At 70.3% G+C, this 20,620-nt stretch carries 24 protein-coding genes and 1 pseudogene; 14 read left to right on the forward strand and 11 right to left on the reverse strand.

Annotated elements, in window-relative coordinates; all coding sequences use genetic code 11:
• Positions 1–184: 184 nt before the first annotated feature.
• Complete coding sequence (locus tag ACFWN7_RS09510) at positions 185–583, reverse strand: phage holin family protein (RefSeq protein WP_376938568.1); 399 nt, start codon at positions 581–583, stop codon at positions 185–187.
• A gap of 65 nt (positions 584–648) precedes the next feature.
• Between ACFWN7_RS09510 and ACFWN7_RS09515 the strand changes: the two genes are divergently transcribed.
• Positions 649–1,971 (forward strand): MFS transporter, encoded by a 1,323-nt coding sequence (locus tag ACFWN7_RS09515; RefSeq protein WP_376938569.1) that lies wholly within the window; start codon positions 649–651, stop codon positions 1,969–1,971.
• A gap of 270 nt (positions 1,972–2,241) precedes the next feature.
• Here the strand turns inward: ACFWN7_RS09515 and ACFWN7_RS09520 are convergent, their stop codons facing one another.
• Positions 2,242–2,991, reverse strand: coding sequence for an SDR family NAD(P)-dependent oxidoreductase (locus tag ACFWN7_RS09520; protein WP_376938570.1), 750 nt, complete (start codon positions 2,989–2,991; stop codon positions 2,242–2,244).
• On the reverse strand, positions 2,984–4,495 hold the full coding sequence (locus ACFWN7_RS09525; RefSeq protein WP_376938571.1) for a DUF6421 family protein: 1,512 nt from the start codon (positions 4,493–4,495) through the stop codon (positions 2,984–2,986). The genes ACFWN7_RS09520 and ACFWN7_RS09525 overlap by 8 nt, the downstream gene beginning before the upstream one ends.
• Before the next feature lie 329 nt (positions 4,496–4,824).
• Between ACFWN7_RS09525 and ACFWN7_RS09530 the strand changes: the two genes are divergently transcribed.
• The 3 genes from ACFWN7_RS09530 (at position 4,825) to ACFWN7_RS09540 (ending at position 6,601) form a co-directional block, all read left to right on the forward strand.
• Positions 4,825–5,286, forward strand: a complete 462-nt coding sequence (locus tag ACFWN7_RS09530; RefSeq protein ID WP_376938572.1) for a hypothetical protein — start codon at positions 4,825–4,827, stop codon at positions 5,284–5,286.
• 87 nt (positions 5,287–5,373) lie between these two features.
• Positions 5,374–6,177 carry a DNA alkylation repair protein gene (locus ACFWN7_RS09535; RefSeq protein ID WP_376938573.1) on the forward strand — a complete coding sequence of 268 codons (804 nt, stop codon included), beginning with the start codon at positions 5,374–5,376 and terminating at the stop codon, positions 6,175–6,177.
• Between the two features lie 130 nt (positions 6,178–6,307).
• Entirely contained in the window at positions 6,308–6,601 is a 294-nt protein-coding gene (locus tag ACFWN7_RS09540; RefSeq protein WP_376938574.1) for a DUF4190 domain-containing protein, read from the forward strand.
• Positions 6,602–6,690: 89 nt separating this feature from the next.
• On the opposite strand, the gene ACFWN7_RS09545 is transcribed toward ACFWN7_RS09540, so the two are convergent.
• Positions 6,691–8,079, reverse strand: coding sequence for an NAD(P)-binding protein (locus ACFWN7_RS09545; protein WP_376938575.1), 1,389 nt, complete (start codon positions 8,077–8,079; stop codon positions 6,691–6,693).
• A gap of 166 nt (positions 8,080–8,245) precedes the next feature.
• Between ACFWN7_RS09545 and ACFWN7_RS09550 the strand changes: the two genes are divergently transcribed.
• From ACFWN7_RS09550 to ACFWN7_RS09570, 5 genes are all read left to right on the forward strand, one after another.
• Positions 8,246–8,599 (forward strand): PadR family transcriptional regulator, encoded by a 354-nt coding sequence (locus ACFWN7_RS09550; RefSeq protein ID WP_376938576.1) that lies wholly within the window; start codon positions 8,246–8,248, stop codon positions 8,597–8,599.
• 2 nt (positions 8,600–8,601) lie between these two features.
• Positions 8,602–8,970 carry a DUF1048 domain-containing protein gene (locus tag ACFWN7_RS09555; protein WP_376938577.1) on the forward strand — a complete coding sequence of 123 codons (369 nt, stop codon included), beginning with the start codon at positions 8,602–8,604 and terminating at the stop codon, positions 8,968–8,970.
• Complete coding sequence (locus tag ACFWN7_RS09560) at positions 8,967–9,803, forward strand: ABC transporter ATP-binding protein (RefSeq protein WP_376938578.1); 837 nt, start codon at positions 8,967–8,969, stop codon at positions 9,801–9,803. Before ACFWN7_RS09555 ends, ACFWN7_RS09560 begins: the two co-directional genes overlap by 4 nt.
• Entirely contained in the window at positions 9,800–10,564 is a 765-nt protein-coding gene (locus ACFWN7_RS09565; RefSeq protein WP_376938579.1) for an ABC transporter permease, read from the forward strand. Before ACFWN7_RS09560 ends, ACFWN7_RS09565 begins: the two co-directional genes overlap by 4 nt.
• Before the next feature lie 137 nt (positions 10,565–10,701).
• Positions 10,702–11,061 carry a hypothetical protein gene (locus ACFWN7_RS09570; protein WP_376938580.1) on the forward strand — a complete coding sequence of 120 codons (360 nt, stop codon included), beginning with the start codon at positions 10,702–10,704 and terminating at the stop codon, positions 11,059–11,061.
• A 20-nt stretch (positions 11,062–11,081) separates the two neighbouring features.
• On the opposite strand, the gene ACFWN7_RS09575 is transcribed toward ACFWN7_RS09570, so the two are convergent.
• A complete protein-coding gene (locus ACFWN7_RS09575) occupies positions 11,082–11,297 on the reverse strand; it encodes a hypothetical protein (protein WP_376938581.1) in 216 nt (71 codons plus the stop codon).
• Positions 11,298–11,505: 208 nt separating this feature from the next.
• Here ACFWN7_RS09575 and ACFWN7_RS09580 point away from each other — a divergent pair, with 208 nt between their 5' ends.
• The gene (locus ACFWN7_RS09580; RefSeq protein ID WP_376938582.1) at positions 11,506–12,342 is read left to right on the forward strand and encodes an SDR family oxidoreductase; all 837 of its coding nucleotides are present in this window, start codon (positions 11,506–11,508) and stop codon (positions 12,340–12,342) included.
• A gap of 53 nt (positions 12,343–12,395) precedes the next feature.
• Here the strand turns inward: ACFWN7_RS09580 and ACFWN7_RS09585 are convergent, their stop codons facing one another.
• The 6 genes from ACFWN7_RS09585 to ACFWN7_RS09610 all read right to left on the reverse strand — a co-directional run bounded on the left by ACFWN7_RS09585 (position 12,396) and on the right by ACFWN7_RS09610 (position 17,995).
• On the reverse strand, positions 12,396–12,947 hold the full coding sequence (locus ACFWN7_RS09585) for a hypothetical protein (RefSeq protein ID WP_376938583.1): 552 nt from the start codon (positions 12,945–12,947) through the stop codon (positions 12,396–12,398).
• Positions 12,944–14,194, reverse strand: a complete 1,251-nt coding sequence (locus tag ACFWN7_RS09590; protein ID WP_376938584.1) for a serine/threonine-protein kinase — start codon at positions 14,192–14,194, stop codon at positions 12,944–12,946. Before ACFWN7_RS09590 ends, ACFWN7_RS09585 begins: the two co-directional genes overlap by 4 nt.
• 40 nt (positions 14,195–14,234) lie before the next feature.
• Positions 14,235–16,031 (reverse strand): hypothetical protein, encoded by a 1,797-nt coding sequence (locus tag ACFWN7_RS09595; protein ID WP_376938585.1) that lies wholly within the window; start codon positions 16,029–16,031, stop codon positions 14,235–14,237.
• Between the two features lie 14 nt (positions 16,032–16,045).
• Positions 16,046–16,888 carry an exodeoxyribonuclease III gene (locus tag ACFWN7_RS09600; RefSeq protein ID WP_376938586.1) on the reverse strand — a complete coding sequence of 281 codons (843 nt, stop codon included), beginning with the start codon at positions 16,886–16,888 and terminating at the stop codon, positions 16,046–16,048.
• A 54-nt stretch (positions 16,889–16,942) separates the two neighbouring features.
• The gene (locus tag ACFWN7_RS09605; protein WP_376938587.1) at positions 16,943–17,503 is read right to left on the reverse strand and encodes a DUF6328 family protein; all 561 of its coding nucleotides are present in this window, start codon (positions 17,501–17,503) and stop codon (positions 16,943–16,945) included.
• Positions 17,504–17,572: 69 nt separating this feature from the next.
• A complete protein-coding gene (locus tag ACFWN7_RS09610; RefSeq protein WP_376938588.1) occupies positions 17,573–17,995 on the reverse strand; it encodes a hypothetical protein in 423 nt (140 codons plus the stop codon).
• Positions 17,996–18,010: 15 nt separating this feature from the next.
• Between ACFWN7_RS09610 and cofE the strand changes: the two genes are divergently transcribed.
• From cofE to ACFWN7_RS09630, 4 genes and pseudogenes are all read left to right on the forward strand, one after another.
• Positions 18,011–18,790, forward strand: a complete 780-nt coding sequence (cofE, locus tag ACFWN7_RS09615; protein ID WP_376938589.1) for a coenzyme F420-0:L-glutamate ligase — start codon at positions 18,011–18,013, stop codon at positions 18,788–18,790.
• A gap of 12 nt (positions 18,791–18,802) precedes the next feature.
• Entirely contained in the window at positions 18,803–19,801 is a 999-nt protein-coding gene (locus ACFWN7_RS09620) for a TIGR03557 family F420-dependent LLM class oxidoreductase (RefSeq protein WP_376938590.1), read from the forward strand.
• Positions 19,798–20,469 (forward strand): 2-phospho-L-lactate guanylyltransferase, encoded by a 672-nt coding sequence (gene cofC, locus ACFWN7_RS09625; protein WP_376938591.1) that lies wholly within the window; start codon positions 19,798–19,800, stop codon positions 20,467–20,469. The genes ACFWN7_RS09620 and cofC overlap by 4 nt, the downstream gene beginning before the upstream one ends.
• A pseudogene (locus tag ACFWN7_RS09630) lies at positions 20,466–20,620 on the forward strand (F420-dependent glucose-6-phosphate dehydrogenase); the annotation flags it as partial. The gene cofC and the pseudogene ACFWN7_RS09630, both read left to right, overlap by 4 nt.

A 20,620-nucleotide genomic window follows, 5' to 3' on the forward strand; every position in this document is an offset into this window, starting at 1 on the left:
CTGCCGGTACCCACTGACATCGGAACGGCACGAAAACCGCTGATCGAATGATGATTCCGAATCGACTCGTCCTCAACAGGAAGAGTGTGTGCGGAGTTCTCCACAGGGCTCGGCGCATGGCACGGCAAGCCCAGCGCGGCGGGCCCGCTCGGCCACTTCGCCCGCGCCGCGGCATCCGCCACCGTCAGGCCCGGCGCGCGGACCGGCCCTTCTCCGCCCGCTCCTTCAGGAACACGAGCGGCAGCAGCCACGCGCCGAGCGCCGTGACGATCCATACGATGAGCGTCGCGAGCACCCAGGTGACGACGCCCTCGATCCGGATGCCGCTCGGAAACAGCGACGCGATGAGCAGCGCCACGAACGTGGAGACGAGTCCGATGCCGCCGAGGATGGCCGACGCGTACTTGCGGGCCACGTTGAAGATGAACGGCGCGAGCACCGCCTGCGCGATCGCGAACACGACGATCGCGACGAGGAACCCGCCCCACTCGATGTGGAAGTCGGTCAGGATCCACGAGGCGACGAGCAGCCCGAGCGCGGCGGTGACGAGCGAGATCGCGATGCGGATCAGGAAACGGACCATGCGCTCAGGGTAGCGGTGGGAGGCATCCGGGTGAAGGATGGAGCGATGGCCCAGGGTGTCGCGAGATGACCACGGATGCCGCGCCGCACCGCGTGCCGACGCCGCGAGGCGTGCAGGCCGTCTACTACACGCTGACGCTCGGCAACACGCTCGCCGCCTCGTTCATCTGGGGCATCAACACGCTGTTCCTGCTCGACGCCGGGCTCACGAACCTCGAGGCCTTCGCCGCGAACGCGTTCTTCAGCGCCGGCATGTTCCTCTTCGAGATCCCCACCGGCGTGGTGGCCGACACGCTCGGGCGCCGCGCGTCGTACCTGCTCGGCACGATCACGCTCGCGGTGACCACGGTGCTCTACTGGCTGCTGTGGGTGTGGCAATCGCCGTTCTGGGCGTGGGCCGTCGTGTCGGTGCTCCTCGGGCTCGGATTCACGTTCTTCTCCGGCGCGGTCGACGCCTGGCTCGTCGACGCCCTGCATGCGACCGCATACCAGGGAAGCCTCGAGAAGGTGTTCGGTCGTGCGCTCATCGTCGGCAGCGTCGCGATGCTCGCGGGATCGATGCTCGGCGGCATCCTGGCCCAGTTGACGAATCTCGGCGTGCCGTTCCTGGTGCGCGCCGGGGTGCTCGTGCTCATGCTCGTGGTCGCGGCGCTGCTGATGCGCGACCTCGGGTTCACGCCCGAGCGCGGTGCCGGGCCGCTGAAGGCGACCGGCAACGTCTTCCGGGCATCCCTGAAGTACGGCCTCGGCAATCCGCCGGTGCGCTGGCTGATGTTCACCACGCCGTTCACCGCGGGCGTCGGCATCTACGCCTTCTACGCGCTGCAGCCGTACCTGCTCGAGCTCTGGGGCGACGAAGACGCGTACTCGATCGCCGGGCTCGCGGCGGCGATCCTCGCGGGGGCCGGCATCGTCGGCGGCATGCTCGCACCCTACGTGCGACGCCTGTTCCGCAAGCGCACCTCGACGATCCTCCTCGCCACCGTGTCGAGTGCGCTGGCGCTCGTGGCATTCGCGTTCACGACGAACTTCTGGGTCGCGGTCGTGCTGCTCGCCGTGTGGGGCATCGCCTCGTCGCTCGACGACCCCCTGCACCGCGCATACCTCAACGACATGATCCCGTCGAAGCAGCGCGCCACGGTGCTCTCCTTCGACTCGCTGCTCGGCAGTGCAGGCGGCGCGGTCGTCCAACCGATCCTCGGTCGCTCCGCCGACATCGGGGGGTATGGCGCATCGCTGCTCTGGAGCGGTGTGATCACGGCGATCGCCACGCCGTTCGTGCTCCTCAGCCGCGCGCAGGGCTCGCCCGCCGACACGGCCCGAGAGCTCAGCACGAGTCCCGCGTCGGACGATGAGCCGGCGACGGATGCCACGCCGCCGCCGGCTTGACGCACACACCGCCGCCCACGCTTCCGCGCTCCCGCGCCCCTTGCGCTCCCGCGCTTCCGCGCCTTCTTCCCCTTCCGGGGGTCGCTTTCGGCCACGTGCACGAACGGCCGGCGTGGAATGTGGCCAGAAGTGACCCCCGGAAGGGACTGGGATGACCGCGCGCGGGCGGGGCGAGCGCGCGGGCGGGGCGCGCGGGCGGCGCGAGCGTGCGGCGCGGCGCGAGCGCGCGGGCGGGGCGAGCGTGCGGCGCGGCGCGAGCCCGCGGCGCGATCAGTCGGCGACGAGCTCGGTGACGGAGCCGTTCAGCCCCGCGGCATCCGCCCGCCAGAGATCGACGACGGATGCCGCGAGCCGCTCCTCGAGCCCACTGAGCGACGTCACCCGGAAGACGACCGCAGCTCCGCCCCCTGGTTCGCGCTCCTGCAGCGCTCCGGCTTCGTCGACCGGTCGCGGGGCGAAGCCCTTTGCGAGCGAGCGCATCCACGACTCGCTCGCGGCTTTCACCGCGGTATAGTTCGCGCCGCCCGCCGTCGGCGACTCGACGGTCGTCGACGAGACGATCGCGATGCGGCCGGCGGTCGAGGTGACGAGGTCGCTCCAGAACGCGCGGCTCACGTGGCGGAGCGCGGTGAAGGAGCGCTCGAGCACGCGGTAGTCCTCATCCGTCTGCCCCGGGATGCCGCCGCCGCCCCGCCAGCCGCCGACGAGGTGGATCACGCCGTCGATGTCGCCGGCCTGCCCGTGCACGCGCATCGCGAGCTCGAGCACGTGATCCTCGTCGGTGAGGTCGGCGCGCTCGCCGATCACGCCGGGCACGTCCGCCTCGAGCGCATCGATGCGGCCCTGGTCGCTGCCGACGACGACGACGCGCGCACCCGCGTCGACGAGCGCGCGCGCCACCGCCCGGCCCGAGGCGCTCGTCGCGCCCGCGATGAGCACGGTGCGGCCGGCGACGCCCTCGGTCGCTGAGCCCGTCGAAGCGTTCCCTTCGACGGGCTCAGGGGTCAGCGACTCAGGCATCTGCAGCGGTGATGCCGACCGTCGACTCGATGACGGGCTTCATCTTCTTGTCGAGCGCCTCGTAGAACATCGACAGCGGGAACTCGTCGTCCATCACGAGGTCGGTGTAGCCCTTGGGCGGGCCGGCGAGCACCTCGCGCGGCAGGCCCTCTGCCCACACCGACGCGGGGTTCGGCGTCAGCACCGAGCGCACGAGCTCGTACGCGGCGAGCCAGTGCGCGGTCTTGGGCCGGTCGATCGACTTCCAATACAGCTCGTCGATCGCGTCGCCGAGCTCGACCACGGCGTCGGGCACGGCGTCCCAGTCGAAGCTCAGCGAGACATCCGTCCACTCGAGCACGTGCTTCCGGTGCAGCCACGCGAACAGCAGCTGGCCGCCGAGTCCGTCGTAGTTGCGCACGCGCGAACCCGTGATCGCGAAGCGGAAGATGCGGTCGAAGATCACCGCGTACTGCACGAGCTTCGCGTGCTCGAGCAACTGCTGCTCGACGTCGGTGAGCGGCTGCGCCGAGGCCCCTTCGACGAGCTCAGGGACCGCCGCCTGCCTCGCACGCAGCTGCCGCTCGATCTTCACCGATTCGCGGAACGCGGTGAGGTCGCAGCGCAGCTCCTCGAGCGAGTAGAGGAAGAACGGCATGCGCTGCTTGATCATGAACGGGTCGAAGGGCAGGTCGCCGCGCATGTGGGTGCGGTCGTGGATGATGTCCCACATCACGAAGGTGCGCTCGGCGAGCTCCTGGTCGCCGAGCAGGGCGGCCGCGGCATCCGGCAGCTCGAGCTTCGTGATCTCGGATGCCGCACGCACGACCCGGCGGTAGCGGGCGGCCTCGCGGTCCTGGAAGATCGCGCCCCACGTGAACGACGGGATCTCGCGCATCGCCACGGTCTCGGGGAACAGCACCGCCGAGTTCGTGTCGTACCCGGGCGTGAAGTCGACCAGCCGCAACGATACGAACAGCTTGTTCGAGTAGTCGCCGGCCTCGAGCGCGGCGATGAACTCGGGCCAGATCGTCTCGACCACGAGGGCCTCGACGTGCCGGTCGGTCGAACCGTTCTGGGTGGTCATGGGGAACACCACGAGGTGACGGATGCCGTCGATGCGGTGCCGCTGCGGCTGGAACTCCAGCAGCGAGTCGAGGAAGTCGGGCACGTCGAACCCGCCGGCCTGCCACCGCCGGAAGTCGGTGACGGATGCCGCGAGGTACGCCTGCTCGTGCGGGAACCGCGGCGCGAGAGCCTCGATGGACTCGACGATCGTGTCGACGAGGGCGGATGCCTCGGCGATCGGGTCGGTCCCAGCGGTCCCTGAGCTCGCCGAAGGGGCCGAAGGGGGAACCGAGCCGTCGTTCGCCTGCAGCGCCTGGAGCTTGGTCGCCGACTCCTTGAGGCGCAGCCACGCCGGGTCGCTCTCCACGCCGAGCGCGAGCGCGAGCTGCGCCGCGGTCAGTTCGTCTTCGAGAGCCTCGGGTTCGCCGATGATGGCGTCGATGGTGATGTTCGACATGTGAACCTCCGTTCCCCCTTCGACCTGCTCAGGGACAGGTGCGCGGGGCCGCGAGCGCGGCGTGATGTGGCCGATCGGCCGTCCCTTCAAGGCTAGAGGCGGGCATCCCGCGATGTGTTGTGCCCCGGTGCGGCTTTCTTGCGTGCACGCAAGATTCCGCGGCGAAGTTCACCGGAGGGCGCACACGCCCGCGTTCGGGGCATCCGCCGACCGAAAACACTGAGGAAAGCTCAGGAATATCGGATACCGCACGTGGGGTCCGCCCGGATCCGGCGAGCCAGCCCGGCCCGTAGCTTCGGTGCAACCCCACTCAGGAAAGGAATGGAGTCATGAACAGAAGGAAGGCGGCACCGGTGATCGCCACCGTGTCGCTGGTGGTACTGCTGAGCGGCTGCGCCGGATCGGGCGCACCGGGCGGTGGGAATGCGGAACGGGCCGATGCGGCGAGGGCTGCGAGCGCCGAGGCGCGCCGCGACTCCCACGCGCAGCGTTCGGTGGAGTCGCGCTTCACGACCGCGTGGAGCGCCGAGGCGCGTCGCGAGTTCCACGGGCAGTCGGCGCAACCGGGCTCCGCGAGGACGTGGAGCGCTGAGGCGCTCCGCGAGTTCCACGGGCAGTCGGCGCAACCGGGCTCCGCGAGGACGTGGAGCGCTGAGGCGCTCCGCGAGTTCCACGGACAGTCGACGACCGCGCAGCATCGAGCGCTCAGCCCCGCGGCGATCCGCGAGCTGAAGGGCAGCGTACCGGTCGAGGTGGACGACGTCCTCTCACCGCTCGAAGGCCGGCGCTGAACGGCGCACACCCTACGCGCCGTTCACGGGCGCGGCGATGTCGATGACGACCGCCGCGCCCGTCGGCATGCCGGTATGGTGCCGATCATGAGCCCCGCCACGGATGCCATGGGCGCCACGGATGCCGCGTACGCGACAGCCGAGGCGGTGAAGGCCGCACTCGCCGCGGTCGCCTCGCCCGAGCGAGCCGCGGCATCCGCACGCTTCTTCAAGACCGGCCCGGGCCAGTACGGCGAGGGCGACCGATTCATCGGCGTGACCGTGCCCCAGACCCGGGCGGTCGTCGCGCGCTGCTCGGACCTGCCGCCGGCCGAGGTGCGCGAGCTCCTCGCCAGCGGCGTGCACGAGCACCGCCTCGCCGCGCTCCTCACGATGGTGCGGCAGTTCAGGCTCGCGAGCCGCGCGCGCCCTTCGACGAGCTCAGGGACCGACCGCGATGACGACACGCGCACCGCGTTGCACGAGGCCTACGTCGCGGCCGTGCGCGCCGGCCGCGTGAACAACTGGGACCTCGTCGACAGCTCGGCCGAGGTGCTCGTGGGCGAGTTCCTGCGCGACGTCGGGCGCGGTGGCGATCCGCTGCTCGACGAGCTCGCGGCATCCGCTTCGCTCTGGCAGCGCCGGGTCGCGGTGCTCGCGACATTCGCGTACATCAAGGCAGGTGACGGGCGACCGATCCTGCGACTCGCGCCGCGGCTGCTCGACGATCGCGAGGATCTCATGCACAAGGCCGTCGGCTGGATGCTCCGCGAGCTCGGCACTCGGGTCGATCGAGGCGCGCTCCTCGGATTCCTCGACGAGTACGCCCCGCGGATGCCGCGCACGATGCTCTCGTATGCGACCGAGCACCTCATGCCCGAGGAGCGGGCGGCGTATCGCGCGAGGCGCTGATGAGCGCGGTCCACGCCGCATGCGACGTCGGATGACGCGACACCCCTTCGGGGTCGTTGACAGCCGCTTTCCGACGCTGCCAGTATGCGGTCTGCACCACCGTCGATCACCTACAGCAAGGACGTCTCACATGACCACTCCCGCCGCGTCTCCCACGCCCGCTCCCGCCCAGCCGCCCGCATCGACCGAGAAGTGGAACGTCCTCTCCATCGTCGCGTTCGTGCTGTCGCTGGTCGGCTTCAACGTCATCGCGATCGTGCTCGGCTTCATCGGCCTCAGCCAGGTGAAGAAGACGGGTGAACGCGGCCGGGGCCTCGCCATCGCCGCCATCATCATCGGTTTCGTGTCGATCGCCATCTTCATCATCGTGTGGATCGCGGTCTTCGCGACGATCGCGGCGAACCCCGACGTCACGGTCCAGTAGCCCGTCGCCACGAAGTCCCCGTCCGGCTCACTCAGAGCCCGGGCGGGGACTTCTGTCATGTCGGGGTGCGTACGGCACCGAGACATCCGTCACCGAGACGCGAGCAGCGCGCCGAGTCGGTCGAGCCCGGGCCGCACGAAGGCCCGGAACCGCGCCATCGCGTCCTGCACCCGGGGCTCGTCGGCGCGCTGCCGCAGCCCGCAGGAAGTGTTGAGTCGCGCCCCCTCGAGCCACCGCGCGATGTCGGATTCCTTCGACCAGGCGCGATCGGCGCCCATCTCGATGAGCAGCCCGCGCACCCAGTCGAGCGGCACGTCGGGCAGCCGGTTCGGCGGGCACAGCCGGTTCTTCTCACGGATGTCGCGGCCCGTCGCCTCCACGTATCCGACGAGTGCGGCGTTGAACGGGATGAGGCCCGTGCGGATGGGCTGCAGCGTGATCCGGCCCTCGACGAAGATCGGAACGGCCGGGGCCGGGTTCAGGCCGGGCGCGGCGCAGTGCACGTACAGGTCGCCCGGCTGTGCCGCGACGGTGCCTCCGTCGAGCACGACCTCGCCGCGGTCGATGCGCCGGACATGTCCGAGCCGTACGACGTCGTCGATGCGTTTGAGCAACTCGAGCTCGGCCGTGCTCATCGTGGGCGCCTTGTACATCGTCGGCGTCACCCGCTCGTCGACGCGGAGGAGCAGCCCGTGCAGCTCGAGTCGATCGAACAGGTCGTCGGCCGATGTCGCCTGCGCGGCGGCCTCGAGTTGCAGCGCGATGCCGTCGATCAGGTCGCCGACCAGTTCGCCGCCCTGTGCGTGCCGGCGATTGCGCAGCCACGCCTCGCGCGGCTTGATCCAGCGGATCGCGTCGGGCTCGACTCCGGTCTGCAGCAGCCACAGGCAGGCATCGATGGCCGTCTTCCCGGCTCCGATGACCACGAAGCGACCCGCGGGCTCGGTGACGTTCGAGAGCGCGTTGACGGGGATGCATCGCACGCCGGATGCCACGGCGAACGGAGGCGCGAAGGTCGCCGGGATCGACGGCTCGAGGTAGGCGGCGTCGACCACCGCCGTCCGCACGTCGACCTCGAACTCGTCACCCGAGACGCGGGAGACGAAGCGCCCGTCGCCGACGACCTCGCACATCGGGTGGTACCGCACCGACCCCGACGGCAGCAGGCTCCGGCGCATCACCCGGTCGTAGTAGCCGCAGATCTCGGCCGCGTTCGCCTGCTCGTACATGCCGGCGTTGAGGCCCTCGTCGTCGATCGAGTCGTCGCCGAGCGGCAGCGAATTCACCCCGTAGTAGGCCGACGGCTGGTGCAGCCGCACGAACGGGTAGGCGTCGTTCCAGTGCCCGCCGGGCGCGTGGCGCCGATCCACCATGATGACGTCCACGTCGGCGTCGGCGATCAGCGCGTCGGTGAACGCCATGCCGGCGGCGCCGGCGCCGACCACCAGGTAGTCCGCTTCGAGACGGCGCGTGACCATGCCCGCTCTCCTTGCCGCTTCAGGGGCGCTCCTGCTCGTGCAGTGACGCGGTCTCATGCTTCCATCCTTCTTCTGCGCGGTCGCTATTCAGTGTTGCTATCTACCGGTACTTGTGATTACTATGTACCAGTAGTCAGCAACACCGAGTAGCAGACGGGAGGGGCCGATGGGCAAGCAGATGACCGAGATGCTCAAGGGCACGCTCGAGGGCATCGTGCTCGCGATCCTGGCCGGGCAGCCGGCGTACGGATACGACATCACGGCGCGGCTTCGCGAGCAGGGATTCACCGACATCGCCGAGGGCACCGTCTACGCCCTGCTGGTCAGGATCGAGCAGCGAGGTTACGTCGACGTCGAGAAGGTCCCGTCCGAGAAGGGGCCTCCGCGCAAGGTCTACTCGCTCAACGCGCAGGGCGGCGAGGTGCTCGACGAGTTCTGGAAGTCGTGGAGCTTCCTGGCGGGGCGCATCGAACAACTCCACGACCGCAACGACCACACGCACTACGAAAGAGAGAAGTGATCATGGCAGCCAAGTGGATCGAAGCCCTCACCGGCTCGCTCGAGCAGAAGAAGCAGTACAAGCAGGCCAAGGCGCGCATGGACGCCCTGCCCGAGCCGTACGCGGCGGCGGCCAGCGCCGTGCAGCGCTATCTCCTGTACTCGGGTGACGTCACCGACGGCGACACGATGGTGCAGATGATCGTCGACCTCGCCGACCTCTGGGAGCGGGCCGCGCTCGACGGCACGCCCGTCGGCGACATCGTCGGCGACGACCCGGTGGAGTTCACCGAGACGTTCGCCCAGGCGTACGGCGGCAAGCGATGGATCGACAAGGAGCGCGCTCGCCTCACGAAGGCGATCGACGAGGCGAAGAAGGAGGAGAAGGAATGACCACCCAACCACCCATCAGCGTTCGGGGCATCGAGAAGTCGTTCAAGGACCTGCACGTGTTGCGGGGTGTCGACTTCGAGGTGGCGCGGGGCAGCATCTTCGCCCTGCTCGGTTCGAACGGTGCGGGCAAGACCACGCTGATCAAGATCCTCTCGACGCTGCTCGAGGCCGATGCGGGATCTGCGACGGTCCAGGGCTTCGACGTCGCTGCGAACCCCGACGAGGTGCGCGAGTCGATCAGCCTGACCGGGCAGTTCGCCGCGGTCGACGAGGTGCTCACCGGACGTGAGAACCTCGTGCTCGTGGCGAAACTGCGCCACGTGAAGCACCCGCGCAAGGTCGCCGACGAGTTGCTGGCCCGGTTCTCGCTCACCGAGGCGGGCGGCCGCAAGGCGTCGACGTACTCGGGCGGCATGCGTCGCCGGCTCGACATCGCGATGAGCCTGATCGGCGATCCGCCGATCATCTTCCTCGACGAGCCGACGACGGGCCTCGACCCGCAGGCGCGGGTCGACGTGTGGCAGACCGTCAAGGAGCTCGCGAACGGCGGCACGACGGTGCTGCTGACAACGCAGTATCTCGATGAGGCCGAACAACTGGCCGATCGGATCGCGATCCTGCACCAGGGCACGATCATCCAGAACGGCACGCTCGCCGAACTCAAGCAGCTCCTCCCGCCCGTCGAGGTCGAGTACGTCGAGAAGCAGCCCACCCTCGAAGAGGTCTTCCTCGCGCTCGTCGGCCCTTCGACAGGCTCAGGCGCCGAGGGCGAAACCGGCGATTCGCGCGACACCGCCGCGGCGAACGAACAACTGAAGGAGGCATCCCGATGACCACCCATGTCCTCAGCGATACCCGCGTGCTCACCGGCCGCTCGCTGACGCACATCCTCCGCAGCCCCGACACGATCATCACCACCGCGGTCACCCCGATCGCGCTGATGCTGCTGTTCACCTACGTGCTCGGGGGGGCGATCAACACCGGATCCGACGAGTCGTACATCGACTACATGCTCCCGGGCATCCTGTTGATCACGATCGCGTCGGGCGTCGCGTACACGGCGTACCGGCTGTTCCTCGACCTGCAGGGCGGCATCTTCGACCGCTTCCAGTCGATGCCGATCGCAAGGTCGAGCGTGTTGTGGGCGCACGTGCTGACGTCGGTCGTGGCGAACCTGGTCTCGGTCGCGATCGTGGTCGGCGTCGCACTGATCATGGGGTTCCGCACCGGGGCATCCGTGACCGCCTGGCTCGCCGTCGTCGGCATCCTGACCCTGTTCACCCTGGCCCTGACCTGGCTCGCAGTCGTCGCGGGACTCTCGGCGAAGACCGTCGACGGGGCAAGCGCGTTCAGCTACCCGCTGATCTTCCTCCCCTTCATCAGCTCGGCGTTCGTGCCCACCGACTCGATGCCCGGCCCGGTCGCCTGGTTCGCCGAGAACCAGCCGGTCACCTCGATCGTGAACACGATTCGGGCGCTGTTCGCCGAGCAGCCGGTCGGCATCGACATCTGGATCGCCCTCGCCTGGCTCGTCGGCATCCTCATCGGTGCCTACGTCTGGGCCATCGCGATCTACCGCCGCAAGATCAGCTGACTCCCAGCGCTGCTTCCCGATCGCGCGACTGCACCGACGGATGCCGCCCGCCTCCCCATGGGGGACGCGGGCGGCATCCGTCTTCACACCCCTGCCGAGCGGAAGACCGTTCTGAGCACGTGTGACAGAATCTGCATGTGCAGACGGTCTTCGTGCACGAAGCCAGGGCGACAATTGCGCCCGGCGGCGACGACGGCGCTCCCGGGGCGGCGATCACGGCCGCGCTCTGCGGTCACTGGGAGCACGAGCCACCGTGCCCGCTGGCGCCTCATCACACGTCCGCCGAGCGAACGGGCGATGTGCTCCACCTGCGCACGCTCTTCGTCGTCGAGCCCGAACTGGAGGACACCGTGCGTCAGCGGATCGATTCGGCTCTCGCGGGAGAGCGCCTGATCGGGCGCAACGACATCGTGACGACGTGGCGACTCCGCAGCAGTCGGCCGGCAGACGTGCGCCCGGCCGAGCGCACGCACGCTGACAGCCTCCTCCGAGGTTAGGCGCCGGCTCTGGCCGCGACCTACGCGAGAGCGAACCCTGAGACCTCGAGGGTCAACAGAGCTGCGACGACGAACAGCCACAGTTCCCGCACGAATGCGCCCACAGAGTCGTGGCGCGATGCTCCCGCCTTCGCGGTCGCCCTCCAGAGCTCGTAGGCCAGCGAGAGGGCGAACGCGACCACGAGAACCCACGCCGACAGCGATTCGAGCAAGGTCGGGTGCACGGCACCGTCCATCGGCGAGGCTCCTCAGGTGATCGCGCGGGGCGATCCCACGGTCGGCCTCACGTTCGCGGTTCGACCGACCGTGGGCAGGGAAGGGCGCGCGTCGACTCCAGAACCTCCGCGTGGCCGGATACGTCGTCTGATCCGAGAACCTTCGCGAAACCGACGGCGCGGGCGGGCGCCGTCAGGCGACGGATGCCGCGTGCGCGAAGATGGAACGATGACGAGAACGGTGCGCGGCGCGAACGTGCTGATCACGGGCGCGGCCGGCGGTATGGGCCGCATGTACGCCGAACGGGCGGTGGCCGAGCACGCGGCATCCGTCATCCTCTGGGATCGCGATGCGGCCGCTCTCGGGCGCACCGCCGACGAGCTCGGTGCCGAATCGCGCGGGCGCTCCCGCGTGCAGTCGTTCGTGGTGGACGTCGGCGACCTCGGCGCGATCGCGAAGACCGCGCAGAAGGTGCGCAAGGAGGTCGGCAATCCCGATGTGCTCGTCAACAACGCCGGCATCGTGCGCGGCAATCGGTTCTTCTGGGAGACCGACAACGGCGAGGACACCCGGCCCACCATGCAGGTCAACGCGCTCGCGCCGATGTACATCACGCGCGAGTTCCTGCCGGGCATGATCGCGAACGCCGACCGCGAGTCGCGCATCGTGAACATCGCGTCGGCGGCGGGCACCCTCGCGAACCCCCGCATGGCGGTGTACGCGGCGTCGAAGGCGGCCCTCATCGGCTGGAGCGACTCCCTGCGACTCGAGCTCGAGCAGGCCGACCACACGAACGTGAAGGTCACCACGGTGACCCCGAGCTACACCTCGACGGGGATGTTCGCCGGTGCGCGCGGGCCGGTGCTCGCGCCGATCCTGGAGCCCGAGGTCGTGGTCGACCGCGTGTGGCGCGCGATGCTCGCCGGCACGCCGCTCGTCCAACTGCCCTGGAGCGTCGGCCTCTCCCGGGCGCTCCGCGGACTGCTGCCGACGCGCGTCTTCGACCGGGTCGTCGGCGACGGCTTCGGCGTCTACCGCTCGATGGAGCGGTTCACCGGCCGATAGCAACCGCGTTCACGCATCGATCGCCCAGCGCGTGCGGCAGGCTGGTCGGAGGGTCAGTCGCCCCCTTTTCCCTTGTCCTTGTCCTTGTCCTTGTCCTTGTCCTTGTCCTTGTTGTTCCCGCTGTTCCCGTTGTTCCCGTTGTTCCCGTTGTTCCCGTTGTTCCCATTGTTCCCGCTGTTGCCGGGGCCGTCGTTTCCGCCTTCGTCCCCACCGTCATCGCCGCCCTCGTCACCGCCGCCATCGACGGGAGCCGGCTCGGGCACCGGCGTCGTGGCGACCTCGGCGGCCTCCAGATCGATGCGCACGAGTTCCATCGCCGCGCGGATCCGCTGCTCACGGTCGGCGTCGATGATCCCCGCGCCGACGGCCGCGGTCACGTCGCGGTCGAGGAGGGCGAGCCCGGCGAGTGCGCCGGCGTAGTCGCCGGCTGCCGCGCGCTCGGCGATCTGCACGACCGAGGTGTGCATCGCGTCGGCGGTCTCCTGCTCGCCCGAGGTGCCGCACGCCGAGAGCCCGAGTGCGAGCGCGACGGAGATGGCGGCAGCGGTGAGTGCGGCGCGGCGGCGGGCGGGCCGTCGCGGGGCGTGACGCATCAGCCGGGTCATCCGCTCACCGCCTCGTCGAGCTCCTCGAGGTGCACGCCGAGCTCGCCCGGTACCGCGGGCAGCGGCTCGGGTGTCGGCGTCGCGGGCTGCGGCGCCGTCAGCGACGAGAACAGGAGCACCGCGACGACGACGGCGAGCGCGACGATGATCGAGATCCCGACGGCCGGTCGCAGCCAGCGAGGCGGACGGTGCTCGGATGCCCCGGTGGTCGCCGGCTCGGCGGAGGCAGCCCGCGTCGCCGGCTCGGCAGGTGCAACCCGCTGCGCCGGCATGCCGAAGAACGACCGGTCGGCCGCGGGGAGCACCCTCGTCGCGGCGGTGGCTTCGGAGGTCGCCGGCTCCGCAACGTCGGCGAACGCGATAGTCGGCGCCGTGGCATCCTGCGCGGTGGACGGCGACGTGTCGAGCGCGGTCGCCGCCACGGCGACGTCGATGGCGCTCGGCCGGTCGCCGGGCTCGCGCGCCGTCATCGCACGCAGCAGCGACGCCCAGTCGGTGCCGAGCGACTCGGGGATCTCGGGGTCGCGCACGAGGCGGGCGCTCGCGGCCTCGACCGCCGGACCGGGGAACGCGGTCGAGCCGGTGCGCGCCTCGAGCACGAGCAGGCCGAGCGAGTAGATGTCGGCGGCGGGGCCGGGCGCAGCGCCGCTCACCTGCTCGGGACTGAGGTAGCCGGGCGTGCCGACCAGGAGGCCGGTGCGGGTGAGCCGGGCATCGTCGATGAGCCGGGCGATGCCGAAGTCGGCGAGCTTCGCGTTCCAGGTGCGCGTCGGCAGGTGGGCCGGTTCGAGCAGCACGTTCGCGGGCTTCACGTCGCGGTGCACGATCCCTCGCTCGTGGATGACGTGCAACGCTTCGGCGAGGTCGGCGAGCAGGCCCGCGGCATCCGCCGGACTGAGCGGCCCGAGCTTCAGTGCCTCGCGCAGGTCGCGCCCGTCGATGAGTTCCATCACGAGGAACTCGCGACCCGACTCGGGGTCTCGGGAGGCGTCGTAGAGGCGTACCAGCGCGCGATGCGCGAGACTCGCGAGCAGGGCGGTTTCGGACTTGCGGCGCTCGCCGTCGTCGATGCCCTCGGCGGCCTCGGCGAACACCTTGACGGCGACGGGTCGACCGAGCGAGAGGTCCTCCCCACGGTAGACGCTCGCCATTCCGCCGCGCCCGATGAGCGCGTCGAGGCGGTAGCGCGCGTCGAGCACCACCCCGGTGAAAGCGTCGCCCGCGACGCGGTCGGCAGAGGTCGTCACGACATCGAGGGTAGACGTCGTGCCTGAAACATCGCCCTGATCACTGGTACGACACCAGGTCGGGTGGGGGCTGCACCTGCATCGTCTGCTCGGGCGTGAGCATCGGGGCATCCTCGTCGTAGAAGTTCTTCCAACCCCAGGCGACCGCGGGTGCGTTCTCGTGCAGGTTCCGCCAGGTGTCCTGCTTCGCCGGCTGCGATCCCTGACCGTCGGCGTGGATCAGCACCGTGACCTCGGACCGGGTGACGTCGACCAGCTCGCGATTCAGGATCATGTCGGTGCGGAACTGATGCAGCACCAACAGCTTCGGCGGCAGGTCGCCCGTGTCGCAGATCTCGGCGAGCAGGGCGATCACCTGGTTGACCTCGGCGGCGTCGACCTGGCCGATGTCGACGAGATGGTGCTGGTCGGGCGCCAGCCGCCATTCGGGGTCGAGGGCGAGCCCGACCCAGGGGTACTCGAGCAGCGGCCGATACTGCTCGAGTTGACTCGGGAAGCTGCTGCGCCCGGGTTGCAGGTCGAGCACGACGTACATGCCCTGGCGTCCGGCCTCCTCGACCCAGGGTCGGAGCTCTTCGACGTCGGTCTCGGTCGAGTAGTCGCCGTCGTCGCCCGCCGACCCCGACGCCAGCGTCGTGATGATCTCGAAGGCGGGCATGACGGTGCGGGAGGTGAGCGGAACGTACGCCGCGGCGAGCTCCTTCGCTCGGGCGACGCTCTCGGCGAGGGGCTGTTCGCCGAGGATGCCGAGCGCGGGAACCCCGGGCATGCCGTACTCGAGCACGAGCAGGTGCCCGGGGAAGAGCCGCTGGCCGCCGCCGGGGAGTTGCGCGCCCGTGCGGGCGGCGCGCACCTCCCAGTCGAGCGACGTGCGGGTCGCGAAGGCCGCGCCGACCACGATGGCGGGACCACCGGCAGCGCTGTGCAGGGCTTCGATCGCTGCGGGCGAGGCCTGCACGTCGTGCACGCCGGCGGGCAGCACGGTGACCGTGGCGCCGGCGGCGCGAGCGGTGGCAACGGCCGCGAGCTGCGCGGGCTCGTCGACGGCCACGACGACCGTGGATCGAAGGGCCTCGCCCCGCGGCACGTGGGGCAGTGTCGGTCGGACGTCGTCCGTGCCGGGTGCCGGGGTCGCCGAGACGGCGGCCTCGGGCTCGGAGGCCTCCGGCTCGGAAGGCTCCGACTCGGAGGCCCCGGGCTCGGAGTCCTCGGACTCGAGCAGGAGCTGCGGCGTCGCCGCATCCAGCCGGGCGACCGATGCGAGCACGCCGTCGGCGGCGTCGAGCGGCGTCGGAGCGAGCGTGATCCCGAGGACCCGTGCCACGTCCTCCGCAAGGGCCGACGACGTCGAACCGTGCACGGGCACCGACACGACCGCGTCACCGAACCGCAGATCGTCGTCGTCATCGCCGCCGATGACCACGACGTGACCGGCGTCGAGCCGCTCCACCTCTTCAGCGACCGGGTCTGCCGCCCCACCGTCGGGTTCTTCCCTGCTCGAGCGGGGCGCGTCCGGCGCTGCCAGCAGCATCGGCACGCCGAGCGCGACCGACGCCGATGCCGCGGTGAGCAGCTGCTGCGCATCGTCGCCGACACCGACGATGACGGCCGGAGAGCTCGCGAACACGGCGGTGCTCGTCGCGATGGCCGTCGCGACCGCGTCTTCGTCGGCGATGACGGTGAGCGGCGAATCGGGCGCCGAGGTCTCGACCTTCGGCAGGGGCCGGGGCGTGGCGGATTCCGGCGGCGACGGATCGAACCACGCGGTGCACGCCGCCAACGAGATCGCGGTGACCATGCCGACCACCGCGGCGGTGAGCCGTGGTCGCGTGGTCATGATCGTCTCTGCCTTCAGCCGAAGATCATCGGCAGGTCTTCGCCGCCGCCGCCGCCGATGGCGAGGTCGACGAGCACCGGAACGTGATCGGACGGGGCGTTGCCCTTGCGTTCGTTGCGATGGATGGAAGCATCGGTCACATTGTCGGCGAACGGCTTCGAGCCGAGGATGAAGTCGATGCGCATGCCCTCGTTGCGGGGGAACCGCAGCTGCTTGTAGTCCCAGTACGTGTAGCCCTCGGGCAGGCGCGGGCGCACGACATCCGTCACGCCGGCCCCCTCGAGCGCGAAGAACGACTGCCGCTCGGCCGGCGACACATGCGTCGACACCCCTTCGACCACCGCAGGGTCGCCGTTGTCGTGATCGAAGGGCGCGATGTTGAAGTCGCCCATGAGCGTGAACGGCACGTCGGGATGAGCGGATGTCTCACCGCGCGTGTACTCGGCGAGGGCCGCGAGCCAGTCGAGCTTGTACGTGTAGTGCGGGTCGCCGAGCGAGCGGCCGTTCGGCACGTACAGGCTCCACAGCCGCACGCCGTCGACGACCGCGCCGATCGCGCGCGCCTCCTGCGGCTGGTCGGGACCCTCGACGCCCTTCAGGAACCCGGGCATGCCGGGAAAGCTCGTCTCCACTCCCTCGATGGGCGATCGGCTCGCGATGGCGACGCCGTTCCACTGGTCGAACCCATGGATCGCGAGCTCGTAGCCCTGCGACTCGAACTCCTCGGCCGGGAACTGCTCGGGCTTGCACTTGATCTCCTGCATCGCGAGCACGTCGACGTCTTCGCGCACCATCCAGTCGACGACGCGACCGACGCGGGTGCGGATCGAGTTGACATTCCAGGTGGCCATGCGCATGCATCCAAGCCTAGGACGGCGCGACGACACCGACGGCCGAGCGGGCGGCCGCCCTCACTCGGCGGCGATCTCGGCAGGCTCGTCCTCTCCTTCCTTCACGATCTCGCGGCGCGGCAGCACCACCCAGAGCACGACGAGCACGATCGCGCCGACGACCAGCGCGATGATCCCGGCGGTGCGGGACAGGGCCCAGTCGAAGATCAGGCCGGTCACGCCGATCACGAGGAGCGCCACGACCACGAGGTGCGTGATGAGAAGGCGATTCCCGGTGCGCACGACGCGTTCCTTCACCTGGCGCCGGAAGAGCGTTCGGTGCAGGGTCACCGGTGCGAGGCCGACGACCGTCGCGAGTCCGGCCAGCGTCACGAGGATGAGGTAGAGGGTGAGCTGGTAGCCGTCGAGCTCTTCGAAACGGGCCTGGAAGGCGACGGCGAGAAGGAATCCGCCGATGAGCTGCGTGCCGTTGAGCGCGACGCGGAGTTCTTGGAGGATGTCGTTCCAATTGCGGTCGCTTCGCTCGTTCGGCGTCTCATCTCGTCCGTCGCCCGGAGTGGCGTCACGATGGAGCGAGGACTGCGCGTCGGGGGCGTTCGAGCCGGCGTGGCGGGCGTTCATGGTCGATCGTAGGCATGCCGGGGGCGTGGCGCTCAAGCCCTTGCGCGCGAGTCGCCCGCCGGGCAGCGCTCAGAACGTCGCGCCGGGCACGCCCGAGATGGTGAGTGCCGCCCCGCCGACGAACACGCCGACGGCGAGCACGACGCCCACGAGCGGGATCCAGAACGCGATGCGCGTGCGCACGAGCACGATGACGGCGGCGATGAGGGCGAGGAGCGCGGCCGCGATCGGCCCGATCATCGCGATGAGCATGCCCGCGCCCATGCGGTCGTAGTCGCACGTGATGCCCGACCCGCACGGGTCGCCCGCGAACGCGAGGAAGAACGACAGGAACGATGCGAGCAGCGCGACGCCGATCATGATGACGAGCAGCACGATCGTGAGCACGAGGTCCCAGACGATCACCGGGCGCGTCGTGGCTGCGGTCTCCGGGCGCGTCATGGCCGAATTCTGGCAGCGGCACGCCCGAAGCTGCAAGGATCGATGCAGCACCGATGGAGTCCGGGGGTGGCCGTGAAGTTCAGCATCGAAGGCGTCGAGGGGCTGCCCGAGATCTCCAGCGGCGACGACCTCGCCGCGCTCATCGCCGGCGCCACGGAGCTCGGCGACGGCGACATCCTCGTGGTGACCTCGAAGATCGTGTCGAAGTCCGAGGGGCGCGTCGTGCAGGCCGACGACCGCGAGCAGGCCATCACCGATGAGACGGTCCGGGTCGTGGCGACGCGGGAGCACGACGGCGGCGTGACCCGCATCGTCGAGAACCGCCAGGGAATCATCGGTGCGGCCGCCGGGGTGGACGCGTCCAACGCGCCGCACGGAACGGTGCTGCTGCTGCCCGTCGACCCCGACGCGTCCGCGCGGGCGCTCGCCACCGGCATCCGTGCGCTCACCGGCGCTTCGGTGGGCGTCATCCTCTCCGACACCCTCGGCCGCCCGTGGCGGGAGGGGCAGACCGACACCGCGATCGGCGCGGCCGGCGTGCACGTCTTCGAGGACCTGCGCGGTCAGGCGGATGCCTCGGGCAAGCCGCTCGCCGTCACCATGCCGTGCGTCGCCGACGAGATCGCGGGCGCCGCCGAGCTCGTCAAGGGCAAGTCGTCGGGTGTGCCGGTCGCCGTCGTACGCGGGCTCGGCCGATTCGTCGGGGACCTCGACCTGCCCGGCGCGCGCAGCATCCAGCGGCCGGCCGAACGCGACCTGTTCCGTGTGGGCGCCGATGAGGCCTACAACGACGGCTATCGCGACGGCTTCGACGAGGCGCAGGCCGAGGGCCCGCTGGCCGAGTAGCGACGAAGGGGAGTGTCAGTGCACATCGGCTACGCCGCGATGCTCGAGCAGTTCCATCCTTCGGATGCGGTCGGATTCGCCGCACTCGCGGAGCAGCACGGCTTCTCGGGGGTGATGGCCACCGATCACTTCCAGCCCTGGCTGCCCAGGCAGGGCTGGTCGTCGCACGTCTGGAGCGTGCTCGGCGCCATCGGCGAGCGCACCAGCGGCGATTTCGGCCCGGGCGTCACGACACCGACGTTCCGCACGCATCCCGCCGTCGTGGCGCAGGCGAGCGCGACGCTCGCCGCCATGTACCCGGGCCGGCACTGGCTCGGCATCGGCTCGGGCGAGGCGCTCAACGAGCACATCGTCGGCGAGTACTGGCCCGAGGCGGCCGACCGCATCAACCGCATGTTCGAGGCGGTCGACGTCATCCGCAAGCTCTTCACGGCGTCCCTCGCAGGGCGCGACGTGCGGCATTCCGGCCCGAGCTTCCGGCTCGAGTCCACCCGCCTGTGGACGATGCCCGCCACGGCACCCGAGATCCTCGTCGCCACCGCAGGGCCCGTGACGGCGCGCCGTGCGGGCAGGGTGGCCGACGGGCTCATCACGACGAGCGGGCCGATCGACCGGCTCGAGGCCGTGCTCGCCCGGTTCCGCGACGGCGCCCGGGAGGCCGGGCGTGACGTGTCGAAGATGCCGAAGGTGCTGCAGCTGCACCTCTCCTGGGCGCCCACCGACGAGGAGGCGATGCGCGACGCGCTCGTCGAGTGGCCGATCGCGGGGATGCGCTTCGGGCGCAGCGACATCCGCTCGCCCTTCGAGTTCGAGCAGCTCGCGCGCACGGTGCGCCCCGAGGACTTCGCGGGGAGCATGGTCGTCTCGGCCGACCCCGATCGGCACCGTGCCGAGATCCAGCGGCACCTCGACCTCGGCTTCGACCGCATCTACCTGCACAACGTCGGCCGCAACCAGGCCGAGTGGCTCGAGGTCTTCGGCCGCGAGGTGCTCCCCGGATTGCACGCATGAAGGAGCGCACGGATGCCGCGGCCGCACCGCTCACCTGGACCGTCGTGATCCCCGTGAAGGCCCCAGCCGTCGGCAAGACGCGGCTCACCCCGGCGCTCGCCGACGACGCCCGGGTGCTGCTCGCACGAGCGTTCGCGCTCGACACGATCGCCGCAGCGCGCGCCGCCGACTCGGTCGAGCGGGTCGTCGTCGTGGGCGACGACCCGACGCTCGCCGATGGCGCGGAGTTCCTCGCGGAGCCGGGAGGCGACGAACGCGGGATGCGGTCGGCGATCCGCCATGGCATCGCCCACGTGCGCAGCGGAGCGGCTCGGGACGTCGCGGTCGCGGTGCTGCTCGGCGACCTGCCGGGCTTGCGGCCGCCGGAGCTCGATGCGGCCCTGAAGGCCGCGTCGCGGCATCCGCTCGCCTTCGTGCGCGACGCCGACGGCACCGGCACCACCCTGGCGACCGCAGCGCCGGAAGCGGCGTTCGAGCCCAGGTTCGGACCCGATTCGGCCGCGCGGCACGTCGCGGCCGGGTTCGTCGAGCTCGACGCATCCGCTGCCCCGGGCCTCACTCGAGACGTCGACACCGCCGACGGACTCGAGGCCGTGCTGCACCATGGAGTCGGCGATCACACCGCCGAAGCCGTCGCGCGCCTCGCCGATCGAAAGGGAACATCATGACGCTCACCCTCGGATACAAGGCCAGTGCGGAGCAGTTCGCGCCTCGCGAGCTCGTCGAGATCGCGGTCGCCGCGGAAGGGCACGGCATGGAGTCGGTGTTCGCGAGCGATCACTTCCAGCCGTGGCGGCACACGGGCGGCCATGCGCCGTT

It is taken from the genome of Agromyces sp. NPDC058484 (assembly GCF_042720415.1).
Classification (GTDB): Bacteria; Actinomycetota; Actinomycetes; order Actinomycetales; family Microbacteriaceae; genus Agromyces.